Consider the following 14,275-nt stretch of genomic DNA (forward strand, 5'->3'; position numbering starts at 1 on the left):
CAAATTCAGTAAACCACTACACAGGTCAGATTGGGCGCCGCCGGACGGAGCAGCGGCAGACGTTCTGTTGCCAGCCCTTTACGACGTCTTCTGCGTTTTACGCCCAGGCCACTGAGGTGATAAAGCCGGTACACGCGCTTATGATTAACATGAAGCCCTTCACGGCGCAGCAACTGCCAAATACGACGGTAGCCAAAACGCCTGCGCTCCAGTGCCAGCTCAGTGATGCGCCCTGATAAATGCGCATCAGCAGCCGGACGGTGAGCCTCATAGCGGCAGGTCGACAGGGATAAACCTGTAAGCCTGCAGGCACGACGTTGCGACAGACCGGTCGCATCACACATCAACATCACGGCTTCCCGCTTCTGGTCTGTCGTCAGTACTTTCGCCCAAGAGCCACCTGAAGCGCCTCTTTATCCAGCATGGCTTCGGCAAGCAGCTTCTTGAGTCTGGTGTTCTCTTCCTCAAGCGACTTCAGGCGCTTAACTTCAGGCACCTCCATACCGCCATACTTCTTACGCCAGGTGTAAAACGTGGCATCGGAAATGGCATGCTTGCGGCAGAGTTCACGGGCGGGTACCCCAGCTTCGGCTTCGCGGAGAATACTGATGATCTGTTCGTCGGAAAAACGCTTCTTCATGGGGATGTCCTCATGTGGCTTATGAAGACATTACTAACATCGGGGTGTACTAATCAACGGGGAGCAGGTCAGAAAAGCATTCAGAGACGCAGTGGGTAGGATACCTGGAGCGATAGACAGGATGATTTACGTCATTACGGACAACCAGTTTCTGTACGTAGGAATTGAGTTACTTCTTTGCAAGCATGAGATAGCTGCTTCGCGACTATCGGTGAACCACCTCTCCAACCATGTGATATGCAAGGATAATATTTACTTCATTGAACGTCCTCTCCATGAGGAAAACGTCCAATTTCTGAGTAAACTCTACCGTTCAGGTGCGCGTTTCTGCTTTTTACTGCAACATGCGATAGAGAGTGTCAGAAATGATGACACACAGTTTATCGACATCACGACACGGTTAAATATTTTTACCTATACCGTGTTGAAAACTATATCTGGCAGTGCAAATCTGCCTGCAGCAAATACTGTACGGCTGACTGACAGGGAATTTACGGTAGCGCGTCTGGTTCTTTGTGGTCGTTCAGATGAAGACATAGCCACTGTATTGTCAATCACAAAGCGGTCTTCTCAGGACCATATAAATCGCGTGCTGAAGAAATTGGGTGGAAAATCCGTAGCAGACATCTACCTACACCGGAATGTGATTTACGGAAGTTGCTCCGCTAGGTAAAACCTGTAGAAACAGTATAGGTGATCGGCCATCGTTCTTTTGTCCAACGGCAAAATGGGAAATACGGAAGGAGAATATCTCTGACTGTAAGGCACGTGTGGGCGACTTTACCTACAAGTAAAAAGGGGCCCTTTCTGTCGGTACCCCTGGAATGCTGTTATTCCGGCTTGTTTTTCAACTGAACTACCTTAATAAAGTCCTCGACCTTCATTTCAGCGAGAGTCTCTACCGCCTCACTTCGGGACGTGCCGGTAAGTTCGGCCAGTTTGTCTATTTTCCGGAGTACCCGGCGTCGGATTGATAAAGAGACTGCCGTCTTCAGATCTTTATCCAGCACCACTTTCGTCGAAATATCCTGCGCTTTCTGTTCAGCGTTTTGAGTGAGTGCTTCATTCATTCGGCGCAAAGTTTTTTTATCGAGCTGCCCGGGACTAACTAACTGATAGGAATGACCGGCTTTACTGTATTTTATTTCAGCTGCATAGGACTCCCGAAGCTCCTTCAGCGCACGACTGAGGGTAGGTTCAGAACAGTCAAGAATGCTGATGATTTTTGCCGCAGAAACGGGTTTTCCCGTACCCAGTAAGCTCGCCAGAGTATAAATTCGTTCCTGTCGGGTATTTAGTTGCATAGTCAGCTGGTGCCTGCAGTTATCATAATAGGGTCAATAGCCTGAAACAGGAAAGTTGCGCTCATTTTTCGGACCAACGCCTGAACACTCAGCACCGTGATAGGGTCCACATCTTTAAGGTTCGTGTAGTTTATTTTTTCCATATGATGGCGGTCTATCCTGCAGGAAAGAATGTACTCATCTTCAAGGTAACCCGTTTGTTTGCTGATCCGCTGAGTAAAGCCGGAAAGCACGGCGTGTTCAAACGGAAGCGTCTGAAATACGATGGCAGCTAATCGCATCAGGCAACCGTGGACGTGTCTTGCATAACTCTCCCGGACCGCTTTCTGTGTCATCGTTTTTTCAGTGATATCCGTTCCCTTTGCATTGACGACATATACCTTATCAGGCATATCCTCAATCTCAGGTAAATCAACATCAAGCCAGACCATTGATTCGTCAGGCCTGACTTCAAAAGTCACAAGCGTTTCACGCGGCCATTCCGTTTGTGAGAGCACCTCTGCCAGGCAATCTTCAAAGTAACGGGCATCCGATCGGAACTGCTCGCGTGCAACGTCAGCAGTGAGAGAAGAGTTTTTTTCATGTTCCTGAGCTTCATACTGCCAGTTTGCATACTGTTCAGCCCAGGCGACACGTTGTTTCTCATACCGTTGTTTAAGCAGTGTGTTTTCGCGTTCAACGTCCGCTACTTGCTGTTGCCACTGTCGCTGGTTCTCATTCTGTCGTTCGGTGCGAGCCGCATCGGTTTCGAACCATCCCCCCAGAAAACCACGACCGCTACGTTCGTCTGGTGCGGACGGGAGAGGACTGTATTCAGGTTTGGCAGGACGAACAGGCGCGGGCCGGTCGAACGTCCTCTGGTGGAGCTCAAGATAATGTGATTCGAGCGATGCCCATGTGTTCCCTCCCACAGGTGAAGGGGAAAGCTCATGAATACTGGAAATGGCCGTTATAGCGGACATCAGACTTTCCACTTCCTGCTCCAGCTCTTCCCTCAGTCTCGGATTAGCCTGAGCTCTGTTGTTCTGTCGCTCCCGTACTATCCGGTCAATACGGGTCCGATAACTCAGTCCAGTGCCCGGCAACCCCAGATTGGCATAGGTCCCGCGCTTCCCAAAAGACAGTGACGCCCCCCGGGGTCCAACACTCAGGCTGGGGGCTCCATTGCTCAGGTTTATCCTGACGCCGGGAATAATGCTTATCGACTTCCTGAATCTGAATCCCATGCTCTGCCCCTTATTGCTGCTGAGAGAACGGGATCAGCCTCATCCCGTCCGTTTTCTGTCCTGTCGTCAGTCCGTAAACCTGGCCCCGGGCCAGGATCCCCTGAGCCCACCGCCGGTGGGTCGCCGGTTCGCACATCGCCCCCTGAGATTTAAAGACTGCCTGTGTGGAGTTCAGAATACGCAGCGCATCTGAATGCTCGCCAGGCGAGACCTTCAGTGCCCCCTCAATCACACTGATCTGCTCCGGATGGATCGCGGTTTTTCCCACCAGCCCGTGAGCGATATCCATCGCCAGCTCGCGCTCCATGACGCCATGGTCATCAATGTGTTCGCATACCGGAGCAGTCAGCGCAAAATCACGGGGTGCAAAAACCGAAACCAGCATTTTAATGACATAGCCCATTGGCGTGTCGTAGAGAGTCAGATCCCGTGGCCGTCGCAGAGAGACCACGTTCATCAGGTCGTTCCCCCCGATGCGCAGCGCAATAATACGTTCCCGGCAGTCATGGTCCGACAGTTCAGAAGCCAGCGCCTGCATTTTCAGAACGTCATAGACCTCTTCTGTTTCAAGCGTCGGCATCATGCTCAACCGGGTACCGGCCATGATGTCCCACCATACCGGCAACGTGGAACGGGTGAATTTCGGTAGCACAAACCCATCAACTGCACTCAGCTCCATGTTTTCAGTCAGCCATCGCCCCATGTCCGGATGACGGGGGCGAATAAAAACCAGCGGCCACTCGTCGTCTCCATGTTGGAATTTCGCGTCATTCAGCCTTTGCAAAAACAGTGAGAGATTCTGAAGAGCAAAGGGAACATCATGCTCACTGACCGCATCTTCCAGACAGACCACCAGAGACCGCAGACCGGGTATTTTCCCTTCCAGCACAACTTCGGCAAGATCCATACGGGTTGCTGGCATATACAGCGTTGCACCGAGATCCCAGGGAGTGAATTGTTTTTTCATCAGCGTACCTTTTTGATGATGGTAACTGCACGATACTGGCCGAGAGCGTCCCCGGCTTCCGTCACCGCGATACCTTTCTCTTTTGCCAGACCGACCAGAAGAGCGACATCCGGGTCATCCATCTGCCGGACAAACACATGATCGGGCACACGGCGCAGAACTGCCCGTGTCGCTTCAGCAATGCCCGGTTTAATCCGGTTAATGCTGTCCACCTCATAACGTTCGGCCAACCCTCCGATGACGTCCCGGCTCAGCTGCCAGCGTGCGGCATTGTGCCCGGCGTCCCAACCTGAAGCGGGAAGGTCTCGACCGTCAAGTTGTTCGCGGAAATGCGCTACCGTATTCACTAGCATCTGGCTACATTCAAAAGACTGAAGGTGATCGCAGACCACGCAGCCATGCAGGCCTTCTTCAGTCCAGACAGAGCGCGAAATCAGACCTGATACAGGAGCACCCATGATACCGAATGGGATCAACCAGTCATCGTCACTGGCGGCAAGCCAGGCACATCCGCAGGGATCTGCCAGCACAACCAGACGAGGTTGTACCGGGTAGCCGGGGCGGTCCTTCAGCGTGCGTGACAATTCGCCGGTAATGGCTCCTTTTCCCGTCCAGCCGTCGACAAACACAATGCCCTTTGTGCCATGACGTGATTCGATGTAGTCAAGCGCCGCAGCGTCAATACCCCGATCGCGGATAATGCTGATACCGTAATGGTAAGACCGTTTTCCCATTGCCCGTAGCGCCTGATGGAGCATCACACCAAGAGGGACACCGGCTCTGACCAGACTGACCAGAACCACGGGGTCATCACCGGCGCGTAAGGCCAGTTCACGGCTAAGCTGAGAGACCTCCCGCGCCAGCCGTGCTGCCCCCGCGTCCAGCGCACGGGTGAAAAGATCCAGATGCCAGCGGGTTGGCTCAGGCTCCTGACTCAGCATGTCGGAGTAATGCATTTTCCCTGACTGAATCAGTTCTTCCTTCAGGTCAACCGGCGTCATCTCCATAGCAATGGGTTTCAGCAAAAACTGAACATCGTCCGGTTGATACGAACCAGAAAACGAAGTGATGTGAGACATGTTATTGCTCTCCAAAAATATGCTGTGAAATAGCCTCAGCAAACTGGCTCTGGCGTGGGAGACCAAACCAGCTGCACAGTTTCATGAACCGATGGTCACTCAGGCTGTCACCCAGCCCTATCACCGGGAAAACCCCGCGCTCCTGACGGAGTTTTTCCAGCAACCAGGAAACGGCCAGTCCTTTTTCTACCGGGCAGGGTAACCAGGCAATGTTGTTGCTGTTGCGGTGGATGTAAAACCCTTCGGTCGAAAAGACGCGCTCGATCTCATCCCCGATAGCGTTCAGTTCATCAAGCTTCGTGCTGTCGCAGTGCTTCATGACCAGATACACCGGCGTACCATCATATTCGTAGTTGAGCCGTGCCCAGGCATTGATGCCCCGTGCTTCCATGAGTTCGGTAATGATATGTTGCATTGACGTTAAGCGGTCGGCGTAGGAGGACAGGCTCTCCAGCATATGGGCTTTCCAGTCGCGGTCTGGCGTACCATCAGGACGAAGGATCACCGCACCATGAGTGGTTACGGCCCAGGAACGGAAGGGGATCTGCACCCGGCTGATTTCTTCCGTTCCTCTGGCCGTCACCGGAATGAGATCCGCATGCTCCAGCAACCAGTCCACCAGCATGGCCTGCTCTTCGGTCATAAAGCTGCGAGGTGTGAGACTGCGATCCAGTGCGCCGGTCCGGAAGGGTTCAAGGGCAAGTTCATCCACCATTTTTCGGCGGGTCTGGAACAGGGTGTCATCGAGGTCGCTGAATACGACGGGCTTATTCATAGGTAATCACCTCTACGGCAGGAGCGACGGCGGAAAGCGCCTCAAGCAGGCGGGGGTCCACGCTCGACGCCGGAGTTTCTGTGCAAAGCAGGATGCGGTCAAACCGCTGGTGGGCGACGTTATAGACAAAATTCGGGATACCCAGGCCGTAATTATCGCTGAAAGCAATGGCGGACTGGATTGCAAAGCCGGTTGAAATCGGTGATCGGGTGGTGGAACTGTAAAGGACCTGAGCGCCCGCCGATCCCAAACGTTCAGCCAGCAGGAACGGTTCCCAGACGAATTCGCCGGTGCCCAGCACCAGAATGTTTTCCCCGTGCGAAACCTTCACCTTAAGGCCCAGGTCACTGGCCGGTATCTGCATCCCGAGTCGCCCCCAGGATTGTTTGCCGGTGATCGGGATGTTCCCCCTGGAGGTCACATTAACCGGGGGCATGACGGGCAGCGGGGCATCCGGTTCGGGTGTCCAGCGCCAGTTGCCTGAGATGAGCGATACAGCGTGAACAGGCAGGGGGCTGTTCTGACTGAGGGCCTCTCCGCTCCAGTCAGTCAGCGTGACAGCAATAACCCGTCGTACCTGCCGGAGTGCACCCGATGCACGTAATGAGGCCAGAAGATTGAGAAACGTTTTTCCCGTCGTGGCTTCATCATCCACCAGCACCAGCGTCTGAGCTTCTGCCACTGTGCGCCGCATATCCGGTGTGGAGGGACAGTAGATCAGGTGGTCAGTGGCATGACTGTGCTCTTCTTTAAACTCGCACAGCAGTTCGCCATCGACCGGATGGCGTGTTGATGTCAGATAGACACAATCAGGGTGATGCTTACGCACCTCATCAAACACTCCCGCCCCAAGGCCGACAGCCGTCTCGGCCATCCCGATAAAGACCACAGGCCCGTCCAGTGTCCCAAGGAACTGCTCCGCCAGCTGTGTGTAAACATTGCGCATGACCTGAGGCGAGACAGGAATATGGCGACCCAGCACTTTACTGACAAACAGAAATGCGCGTTTAGGATTCCGCCGTTCGGCGATATCAAAGAGATCAGTAAGAGGATAATCGGTCACCTGGCTGCTTACCTCAATCCGCCCACAAGATAATGTCTTTTGATAAACGGAACATCCATCCATTACTGACATATTTATCTCCATTAATCTATTCTGTTGGTCAATAATGCCGGGTAGCGAATGACGTCGGTGACAGAGCGGACGACTGCAGGCGAAAAATCAGTTTTCGCTGACTGCCTGATCTGATCCTCATCCATCAACCCCAGTGTATGGAAGGCATACAGACCCGGCAGATTCACGCCACTGTGCTGCGTATAACCGATACCACCTGATGGTCGCATGTTAATTTCCAGCAACAGTGGTTTGCCTTCGGCATTATGGCGGGTCTGAACATTAACCAGGCCGTCTGCGTTCATTAAGCGGGCGCAGTCGATGGCAAGTTCAATCGCTTCCCCTTCATTCTCCAGATACTGAAGCACGCCTTCCTTACGCCGCCCGATAGCGGCCAGGACCGTCCCTTGACTGACCACCATATCCACGGAATATTCTGGCCCGGATAAATAAGGCATCAGCACCTGAGGTGTAAAGGTCTCCATTTCGGCATGTGCAGACAGATACTGTGACGGGCGGATAACACGGCTGTCGGGATTATTCAGAAATGCAACAGGGGAAACATTGTCATCAAAACGCCAGAATCCCATGCCATAAATGCCGGTCACGGGCTTAATGCAGAGACAATCAGAAGGAAACGGCGAGTGACTCAGCAAATTGCGAAGTTCGTCGAGAGAGGTGACCCGAACAGATGGTACAACCGGGAGACCTTTTTTTGCCATGAACTCCGAAAAAGTAACTTTTTCGTCAGCGAGCTCGAACCATTCAGTCCCGGTCGCGCCTGTTGTCAGACTCACGGACGGGGATTGAATGGCATCTCGCTGACTTTCAAACCATTTACAGTTTCGCCCGGTATGAATCGCATTAATGCCATGGTTCATCGTGACGGAGTGAATGAAAGAAAGACGGTCATCTTCATTTTTAGGTTCGATTAATGAGAGATCTGAAACAGAGAGAATTTCATTTCTTTCATTACGGTGAGAAGAAATAACCTGAATGTCTGTTTTATTTTTTTCTGCAAAAGATTTAACAGCGAGAATAATGTCTCGCTGGGATGACAAACCTTCCATAAACCAAATTTTCTTTTTCATCTTTTATTGAGTTTTCCTGAAGACGAAAGGGAGTGTATTTCTGATTAATGAGTCTATGAACCCACCCGCTTCATGTCAATCATAATATGATAAACACTGGCTGATTTTGAAATGGCGCAAACTTATATATAATTCAATATATACAACATGTTACCCATCATTTAATGCCTTGATGGCAATGTAATGAAAGGTAAATATCGAAAACCTACCATTTTTTACCTTGCGAGAGAACTTTGTCATGATATGATTTTCATTGTACCAAATTAACTATTAAATACCCATTGTCTCAGTCAATACCTTTTAAGGAATGAATATGGTTTCTTTAAGTAAAAACCAGACGGTATCACTCAGCAAACACTCTACTGCTCTCAGTCAACTTCAGTTTGGTCTTGGATGGGATCCGCTAAAGAAGAAAGGGATTTTCGGGGGCCTATTTGGCGTCAATGATTCTATCGATCTGGACGCTGGTTGCGTTCTGTTGGACAGTGCCGGTAATAAAATTGACACAATCTGGTTTCGTAAACTGAAATCGACCTGCGGCTCAGTGGTGCATACCGGCGATAACCTGACGGGTGACGGTGATGGTGACGATGAAGTCATCAACGTCTATCTCAGCAAATTGCCTGCAAAAGTTGAATACCTGGCTTTTACGGTTAACAGTTTCCGTGGACAGACCTTCAACGATGTGGATAACGCCTTCTGCCGCGTAGTAGACCAGACCAATAAAGAACTGGCCCGATACAAACTCACCGAACAGGGTTCACATACCGGGATCATTATCGCCTCACTGCGACGCAATAACGGCAACTGGGACTTTACTGCCCATGGTAAAGCCAGTACTGGCCGTACAATTGATGATATGCACGCGGACATTGTCAGTACGGTTGTTAGCTCATGAACCTGACTCCAGGGGGAAATGCCCCCGTTCCCGCTCAGGAACTCCGCGTGCGGATCCTCTCCGGTGGCTCTGTCGATGCCTCAGCTTTCCGTCTGTTCGCCGATGGAAAAGTGCAGGGAGACACCGATATGGTCTTCTACGGACAGCCCCGCAACGACGATAACTCTGTCAGTTTTCATGCCGAGGGAAATAACAGCGCTTTTATCGTTGACCTTAGCCGCCTCAAATCAGAGGTACAGAAAGTCGCTTTTACGGTGACCTGTGACGGCAGCCACACCGTCTCGGCTCTGAATAATCTTTCTATCCTGGTTGAAAGTGGTGCTTCTCAACTGATAAGCGGGCAGGTCGAACTGACCGGACGGCAGGAAGCTGCTCTTATCCTCGGTGAATTCTATCGGCGTAACGCTGAATGGAAGTTCCGGTTTATTGCCCAGGGGTTTAATGGTGGGCTCAAGCCACTGGCTGAACACTTTGGCGTCAATGTCTCTGATGAACCTCCACCGTCCACACAACCGCCGACCACACCGCCCCCAGCTCCAAATAAAGTGAGCCTGAGTAAGGTGTCGTTAACCAAAGAAAAACCGGCTATCAGTCTTGCCAAGAAGGATAACTTTGGTGAGATCCGCATCAACCTTAACTGGCATCGCGGAAGCAACTCCGGTGGTTTACTCGGTGGGATGTTCGGCTCTAACAAAGCGATCGATCTTGATTTGGGGGCGTTCGTGGAGCTTCAGGGCGGTTACAAATCCGTGGTCCAGGCTCTTGGCAATGCCTTTGGCAACTATCATCACGAACCTTTTGTTCAGCTGCAGGGCGATGATCGTACCGGGGAGGCCTCGGATGGCGAATGGATGCATATTAATGGTCGGGAGTGGAAGGAAATCAGTCAGGTACTGATATATGCCTTCATTTATCAGGGTGTCCCCAGCTGGGATAAAACCGACGGTGTTGTGACTCTCCATGTACCGGACCAGCCCCCCATTGAAACCCGTCTGACCGAAGGTGATAACAAACGAACGCTGTGTGCGATTGCCCGTCTGGTAAATGACAACGGGTCCATCCGGGTAGAACGCATTAACCAGTTCTTCAGAGGTCAGGAGGAGATGGATAAGGCATTTGGCTGGGGATTTCGCTGGTCTAAAGGTTCCAAATAACCGAACTATTGAGGATGTGAAAATGAGCTTTTTTGACAAAGTAAAAGGGGCGCTGACCTCAGGGCGCGAGGAACTGACCCGCCAGGTTGGCCGTTACAAAAACAAGAAATTTATGCAGGGTACTGTTGCTGTATGCGCCCGTATCGCGGTTGCCAGCGACGGCGTCAGCGCAGAAGAAAAACAGAAGATGATTGGATTTCTGCGGGCGTCAGAAGAACTGAAAGTCTTCGAAACGACTGAGGTTATCGAGTTTTTCAACAAACTGGTGACCAGCTTCGACTTTGATCTGGAAATCGGCAAAGGGGAGACCATGAAGTATATCCTCGCCCTGAAAGACCAGCCAGAAGCGGCGCAACTGGCTCTGCGTGTCGGGATTGCGGTTGCCAAGAGTGACGGTAACTTTGACGCAGATGAACAAAATGCCGTTCGCGAAATTGCACGTGCTCTTGGCTTCGACCCGGCTGAATTCGGCCTCTGATAAACATCCGTTAAGGGTACATTATGGTTTCAACACACATCGGTTTCCCGACTGAAACAGTGATTGTTTTTATTGCGCTGTCAGTCGGTGCCATCTTTATTGACCTGTTCATGCACCGGCATGACAAGCCAATTTCCCTTAAGAGCGCGGCCTTATGGTCCGTTTTCTGGGTTATCGTTGCGATGGCATTTGCCGGTTTCCTCTATGTTCATCACGGTGCAGAAGTTGCCAGCCTGTTTGTTACAGGTTATGCCCTGGAAAAAGTGCTGTCAGTTGATAACCTTTTCGTCATGATGGCTATCTTCTCATGGTTCTCAGTGCCTGACCGTTATCGTCACCGTGTGCTGTACTGGGGGATCATTGGAGCGATTGTCTTCAGGGGGATCTTCGTTGCCATTGGTACCGGACTCCTCAGCCTTGGACCTTACGTAGAACTGGTCTTTGCTGTGGTTGTCGCCTGGACTGCCGTTATGATGCTGAAAAGTGGTGATGACGGTGATGAAATTGAGGATTATTCCCAGCACCTCGCCTATCGTCTGGTCAAACGCTTCTTCCCCATCTGGCCGAAATTGTCCGGGCATGCGTTCCTGTTAACGCAAAAAGAGGTGGATGCAGAGCTGTCTAAGCCCGAAAACAACGATGTCACTGTGGGTCGGGTAAAAAAAGCGGCCTTATATGCGACGCCGCTTATGCTGTGCGTGGCGGTTGTGGAACTCTCTGACGTCATGTTTGCCTTCGACTCCGTCCCGGCAATCATTGCGGTCAGCCGTGAACCTCTGATTGTCTACAGCGCGATGATGTTTGCCATCCTTGGCCTTCGTACCCTGTATTTTGTCCTGGAAGCCCTGAAGCAGTATCTGTCTCAGCTGGAAAAGGCCGTTATCGTCCTGCTGTTCTTTATCGCGATTAAGCTGGGACTCAATGCCTCAGATCATATCTGGCATCATGGCTACAGTCTGTCCGCGACCACCAGTTTGTATGTTGTATTAGGTGTGCTGGCACTGGGGATTCTTGCCAGCGTCATCTTCCCGGAAAAACCGGAAGCAGAAAACAAAGAGAGCTGATTTCAGCTGATTAATGATTAACGAAAGAGGATAAATTGATGAGTGTTTCACTATCCAAAGGCGGCAACGTCTCTCTGAGCAAAGCAGCCCCGACGATGAAAAACGTTCTGATCGGTCTTGGCTGGGATGCCCGTTCTACCGATGGTCAGGACTTTGACCTCGACGCTTCCGCCTTCCTGCTGGCCGCAAATGGTAAGGTTCGTGGTGATGCCGATTTTATTTTCTATAACAACCTGAAATCTGTCGACGGTTCAGTCACTCACACCGGTGACAACCGTACCGGTGAAGGCGATGGCGATGATGAGTCCCTGAAAATCAAACTGGATGCAGTCCCGGCTGATGTGGACAAAATCATTTTCGTCGTGACCATTCACGATGCTCAGGCTCGTCGTCAAAGCTTCGGTCAGGTATCCGGTGCATTCATCCGCCTGGTGAATGATGACAATCAGACAGAAGTCGCCCGCTATGACCTGACTGAAGATGCCTCTACCGAAACCGCCATGCTGTTTGGCGAACTGTATCGCCACAACGCGGAATGGAAATTCCGCGCGGTCGGACAGGGTTATGCCGGTGGTCTGGCTTCCGTTTGTGCGCAGTACGGCATTAACGCGTCCTGATAAAAAGTAACTTTTCACACTCTTTTTCACTCCGGGGTGATTAACCACCCCGGACGACAACGATTAGCAGGAGCAATAAAATGGCAGTTTCTCTCGTAAAAGGCGGTAATGTTTCTCTGACCAAAGAAGCCCCTTCCATGAATGTGGCGCTTGTAGGCCTTGGCTGGGATGCACGAGTCACCGATGGTCAGGCGTTTGACCTTGACGCCTCCGTTTTTCTGGTCGGTGACGATGGTAAAGTATTGTCTGACTCTCATTTCGTTTTCTATAACAACACCACCAGCCCGGACGGCGCGGTCCAGCATCAGGGTGACAACCGTACCGGCGAAGGCGACGGCGATGATGAACAGGTCAAAATCGAACTGGCTAAAGTCGGTGCTGAAGTCAAAAAACTGGTGTTTGCTGTCACTATTCATGAAGCTGAAGCCCGTAAACAGAACTTCGGTATGGTCAGCAACAGCTACATGCGTGTTGTGAACAACGATAACGGCGCTGAGATTGCACGTTTTGACCTGTCTGAAGACGCATCAACAGAGACCGCGATGATCTTCGGCGAACTCTATCGCCACGGTACTGAATGGAAATTCAAAGCCGTTGGTCAGGGGTTTGCTGGCGGTCTGGGTGCGCTGGCTAAACAGCACGGCATCAACATCTGACAAATAGCGCATATGAAACCCCGGCCTGCCCGGGGTTTCTTGTATCTGCTTACACACTTGTATTGCTCATCATCACAGAGAGAAAAGATGCAATTACAATCAGGACAGAATATCCCGCTTCATACATCGACTCTGGACCTCAGGCTTGACTATCCGGCATCATCCGGTTTTCGTAGTGAACCTGAAATATGCATATTTATGCTGAATGCAGAGGGTAAGGTTACCGGCGATGCTGACTTTATCTTCTATAACAATCTGAGTGCAGCTGGTGGTGGTGTAAGACTATCTCCCGGCCACCAGCATGCGAACGTGCATATTGAACTTGACCGTATTCCTGTCACCATACAGAAAATCGCGATAACCCTTGTGATTGACGGAAATGACACGATCAGCGCACTGTCACAACTCAGGCTAACGGCAACCGGAACAGCTGAATTTAATGTCGATCTTAATGGCCGCAGTGAGAAAGCGGTGATTATGGGCGAGATTTATCGACACAAGGACAGCTGGAAACTCCGAGCACAGGGGCAGGGGTTTAACGGCGGACTGGAGCCGCTCGCTGTCAGCTATGGTGTTGATGTTGCACAGCCAGTTGATACCCCGCCACAGGCTTCCCGTATCAGTCTGGAGAAGAAGCTGGAAGGGAAAGCCCCCGCGCTTATCAGCCTGGCAAAAAAAGCCAGTGTTTCTCTTGCCAAGCATAAGCTGGATACCGTTGCAGCCCGAGTGGCTTTTGTTCTCGATGCCTCAGGCTCTATGACCGGCCAGTTTAAAAAGGGACATGTGCAGTCCGTTCTCGACCGTATAGCTGTCCTGTCAGTCCAGTTCGACGATGACGGCACGATGGATGTATGGGGCTTTGCTGAGCGTCACAAGAAATACCCTGACGTCACCCTGGACAATCTTGACGGATATATTGCTGCTATCCAGAACACGGGTAAACGCTCTGCCTGGGAAATTCTTCCGGGCCTGGGCGGGACGAACAACGAGCCGCCGGTTATGAATGAGGTGATCGACTTCTTCAAGGACAGCACACTGCCGGTCTATGTTGTCTGCATTACGGATGGTGGGATTAGTAAAACCCGTGAAATCAAAGAAGCCATACGCCGCTCGGCCAACTACCCCATTTTCTGGAAATTTGTGGGCCTCGGAGGCTCGAATTACGGTATTCTCGAAAAACTGGATACCTTTAGCGATCGGCGAATCGATAAC

At 51.4% G+C, this 14,275-nt stretch carries 15 protein-coding genes and 1 pseudogene; 8 read left to right on the top strand and 8 right to left on the bottom strand.

Features of this window, described 5'->3' with window-relative positions; translation table 11 throughout:
- Nucleotides 1-23: 23 nt before the first annotated feature.
- Nucleotides 24-640: pseudogene (locus KOSB73_RS27105) on the bottom strand (IS3-like element ISSen4 family transposase); the annotation flags it as partial.
- Between the two features lie 121 nt (nucleotides 641-761).
- Here KOSB73_RS27105 and KOSB73_RS27110 point away from each other — a divergent pair.
- Nucleotides 762-1,313, top strand: a complete 552-nt coding sequence (locus tag KOSB73_RS27110; RefSeq protein ID WP_047727572.1) for a helix-turn-helix domain-containing protein — start codon at nucleotides 762-764, stop codon at nucleotides 1,311-1,313.
- Between the two features lie 157 nt (nucleotides 1,314-1,470).
- Here the strand turns inward: KOSB73_RS27110 and KOSB73_RS27115 are convergent, their stop codons facing one another.
- Genes KOSB73_RS27115 through KOSB73_RS27145 form a run of 7 tightly spaced genes read right to left on the bottom strand, consistent with a single transcriptional unit; the run spans nucleotide 1,471 to nucleotide 8,196 of the window.
- Nucleotides 1,471-1,944 (bottom strand): ribbon-helix-helix protein, CopG family, encoded by a 474-nt coding sequence (locus tag KOSB73_RS27115; protein ID WP_047727573.1) that lies wholly within the window; start codon nucleotides 1,942-1,944, stop codon nucleotides 1,471-1,473.
- A 2-nt stretch (nucleotides 1,945-1,946) separates the two neighbouring features.
- Nucleotides 1,947-3,170, bottom strand: a complete 1,224-nt coding sequence (locus KOSB73_RS27120) for a DUF4236 domain-containing protein (protein ID WP_098141296.1) — start codon at nucleotides 3,168-3,170, stop codon at nucleotides 1,947-1,949.
- Nucleotides 3,171-3,180: 10 nt separating this feature from the next.
- On the bottom strand, nucleotides 3,181-4,137 hold the full coding sequence (locus KOSB73_RS27125; RefSeq protein ID WP_047727575.1) for an HpcH/HpaI aldolase/citrate lyase family protein: 957 nt from the start codon (nucleotides 4,135-4,137) through the stop codon (nucleotides 3,181-3,183).
- Nucleotides 4,137-5,216 (bottom strand): cysteine protease StiP family protein, encoded by a 1,080-nt coding sequence (locus tag KOSB73_RS27130; protein ID WP_044347237.1) that lies wholly within the window; start codon nucleotides 5,214-5,216, stop codon nucleotides 4,137-4,139. Before KOSB73_RS27130 ends, KOSB73_RS27125 begins: the two co-directional genes overlap by 1 nt.
- A 1-nt stretch (nucleotide 5,217) precedes the next feature.
- On the bottom strand, nucleotides 5,218-5,991 hold the full coding sequence (locus KOSB73_RS27135) for an HAD family hydrolase (RefSeq protein ID WP_014839883.1): 774 nt from the start codon (nucleotides 5,989-5,991) through the stop codon (nucleotides 5,218-5,220).
- Complete coding sequence (locus tag KOSB73_RS27140) at nucleotides 5,984-7,126, bottom strand: phosphoribosyltransferase domain-containing protein (protein ID WP_044347258.1); 1,143 nt, start codon at nucleotides 7,124-7,126, stop codon at nucleotides 5,984-5,986. The genes KOSB73_RS27135 and KOSB73_RS27140 overlap by 8 nt, the downstream gene beginning before the upstream one ends.
- Nucleotides 7,127-7,137: 11 nt before the next feature.
- Complete coding sequence (locus KOSB73_RS27145) at nucleotides 7,138-8,196, bottom strand: ATP-grasp domain-containing protein (protein WP_047727576.1); 1,059 nt, start codon at nucleotides 8,194-8,196, stop codon at nucleotides 7,138-7,140.
- Between the two features lie 313 nt (nucleotides 8,197-8,509).
- On the opposite strand from KOSB73_RS27145, the gene KOSB73_RS27150 reads away from it, so the two are divergent.
- From KOSB73_RS27150 to KOSB73_RS27180, 7 genes are all read left to right on the top strand, one after another.
- Complete coding sequence (locus tag KOSB73_RS27150; protein ID WP_098141298.1) at nucleotides 8,510-9,094, top strand: TerD family protein; 585 nt, start codon at nucleotides 8,510-8,512, stop codon at nucleotides 9,092-9,094.
- Complete coding sequence (locus tag KOSB73_RS27155) at nucleotides 9,091-10,248, top strand: TerD family protein (protein ID WP_044348241.1); 1,158 nt, start codon at nucleotides 9,091-9,093, stop codon at nucleotides 10,246-10,248. The genes KOSB73_RS27150 and KOSB73_RS27155 overlap by 4 nt, the downstream gene beginning before the upstream one ends.
- 22 nt (nucleotides 10,249-10,270) lie before the next feature.
- On the top strand, nucleotides 10,271-10,726 hold the full coding sequence (gene terB, locus KOSB73_RS27160) for a tellurium resistance membrane protein TerB (protein WP_044348239.1): 456 nt from the start codon (nucleotides 10,271-10,273) through the stop codon (nucleotides 10,724-10,726).
- Nucleotides 10,727-10,749: 23 nt separating this feature from the next.
- Nucleotides 10,750-11,790, top strand: a complete 1,041-nt coding sequence (terC, locus tag KOSB73_RS27165) for a tellurium resistance membrane protein TerC (RefSeq protein ID WP_047727578.1) — start codon at nucleotides 10,750-10,752, stop codon at nucleotides 11,788-11,790.
- 38 nt (nucleotides 11,791-11,828) lie between these two features.
- A complete protein-coding gene (gene terD, locus KOSB73_RS27170; RefSeq protein ID WP_044348234.1) occupies nucleotides 11,829-12,407 on the top strand; it encodes a tellurium resistance membrane protein TerD in 579 nt (192 codons plus the stop codon).
- 80 nt (nucleotides 12,408-12,487) lie between these two features.
- Nucleotides 12,488-13,063 carry a TerD family protein gene (locus KOSB73_RS27175; RefSeq protein ID WP_044348232.1) on the top strand — a complete coding sequence of 192 codons (576 nt, stop codon included), beginning with the start codon at nucleotides 12,488-12,490 and terminating at the stop codon, nucleotides 13,061-13,063.
- An 87-nt stretch (nucleotides 13,064-13,150) separates the two neighbouring features.
- Nucleotides 13,151-14,275, top strand: a 1,125-nt coding sequence (locus KOSB73_RS27180) for a VWA domain-containing protein (protein ID WP_098141300.1), incomplete at its 3' end; no start/stop codon positions are given.

This window comes from Klebsiella grimontii, from assembly GCF_900200035.1.
Lineage (GTDB): Bacteria > Pseudomonadota > Gammaproteobacteria > Enterobacterales > Enterobacteriaceae > Klebsiella > Klebsiella grimontii.

What these genes read in the sequence shown, in the direction of transcription:
- KOSB73_RS27125 (WP_047727575.1), bottom strand. Translation starts at nt 4,137, where the DNA reads ATGAAAAAACAATTCACTCCCTGGGATCTCGGTGCAACGCTGTATATG.
- KOSB73_RS27155 (WP_044348241.1), top strand. Translation starts at nt 9,091, where the DNA reads ATGAACCTGACTCCAGGGGGAAATGCCCCCGTTCCCGCTCAGGAACTC.
- terB (WP_044348239.1), top strand. Translation starts at nt 10,271, where the DNA reads ATGAGCTTTTTTGACAAAGTAAAAGGGGCGCTGACCTCAGGGCGCGAG.
- KOSB73_RS27175 (WP_044348232.1), top strand. Translation starts at nt 12,488, where the DNA reads ATGGCAGTTTCTCTCGTAAAAGGCGGTAATGTTTCTCTGACCAAAGAA.
- KOSB73_RS27115 (WP_047727573.1), bottom strand. Translation starts at nt 1,944, where the DNA reads ATGCAACTAAATACCCGACAGGAACGAATTTATACTCTGGCGAGCTTA.
- KOSB73_RS27130 (WP_044347237.1), bottom strand. Translation starts at nt 5,216, where the DNA reads ATGTCTCACATCACTTCGTTTTCTGGTTCGTATCAACCGGACGATGTT.
- KOSB73_RS27150 (WP_098141298.1), top strand. Translation starts at nt 8,510, where the DNA reads ATGGTTTCTTTAAGTAAAAACCAGACGGTATCACTCAGCAAACACTCT.
- KOSB73_RS27145 (WP_047727576.1), bottom strand. Translation starts at nt 8,196, where the DNA reads ATGAAAAAGAAAATTTGGTTTATGGAAGGTTTGTCATCCCAGCGAGAC.
- KOSB73_RS27140 (WP_044347258.1), bottom strand. Translation starts at nt 7,126, where the DNA reads ATGTCAGTAATGGATGGATGTTCCGTTTATCAAAAGACATTATCTTGT.
- terD (WP_044348234.1), top strand. Translation starts at nt 11,829, where the DNA reads ATGAGTGTTTCACTATCCAAAGGCGGCAACGTCTCTCTGAGCAAAGCA.
- KOSB73_RS27120 (WP_098141296.1), bottom strand. Translation starts at nt 3,170, where the DNA reads ATGGGATTCAGATTCAGGAAGTCGATAAGCATTATTCCCGGCGTCAGG.
- terC (WP_047727578.1), top strand. Translation starts at nt 10,750, where the DNA reads ATGGTTTCAACACACATCGGTTTCCCGACTGAAACAGTGATTGTTTTT.
- KOSB73_RS27110 (WP_047727572.1), top strand. Translation starts at nt 762, where the DNA reads ATGATTTACGTCATTACGGACAACCAGTTTCTGTACGTAGGAATTGAG.
- KOSB73_RS27135 (WP_014839883.1), bottom strand. Translation starts at nt 5,991, where the DNA reads ATGAATAAGCCCGTCGTATTCAGCGACCTCGATGACACCCTGTTCCAG.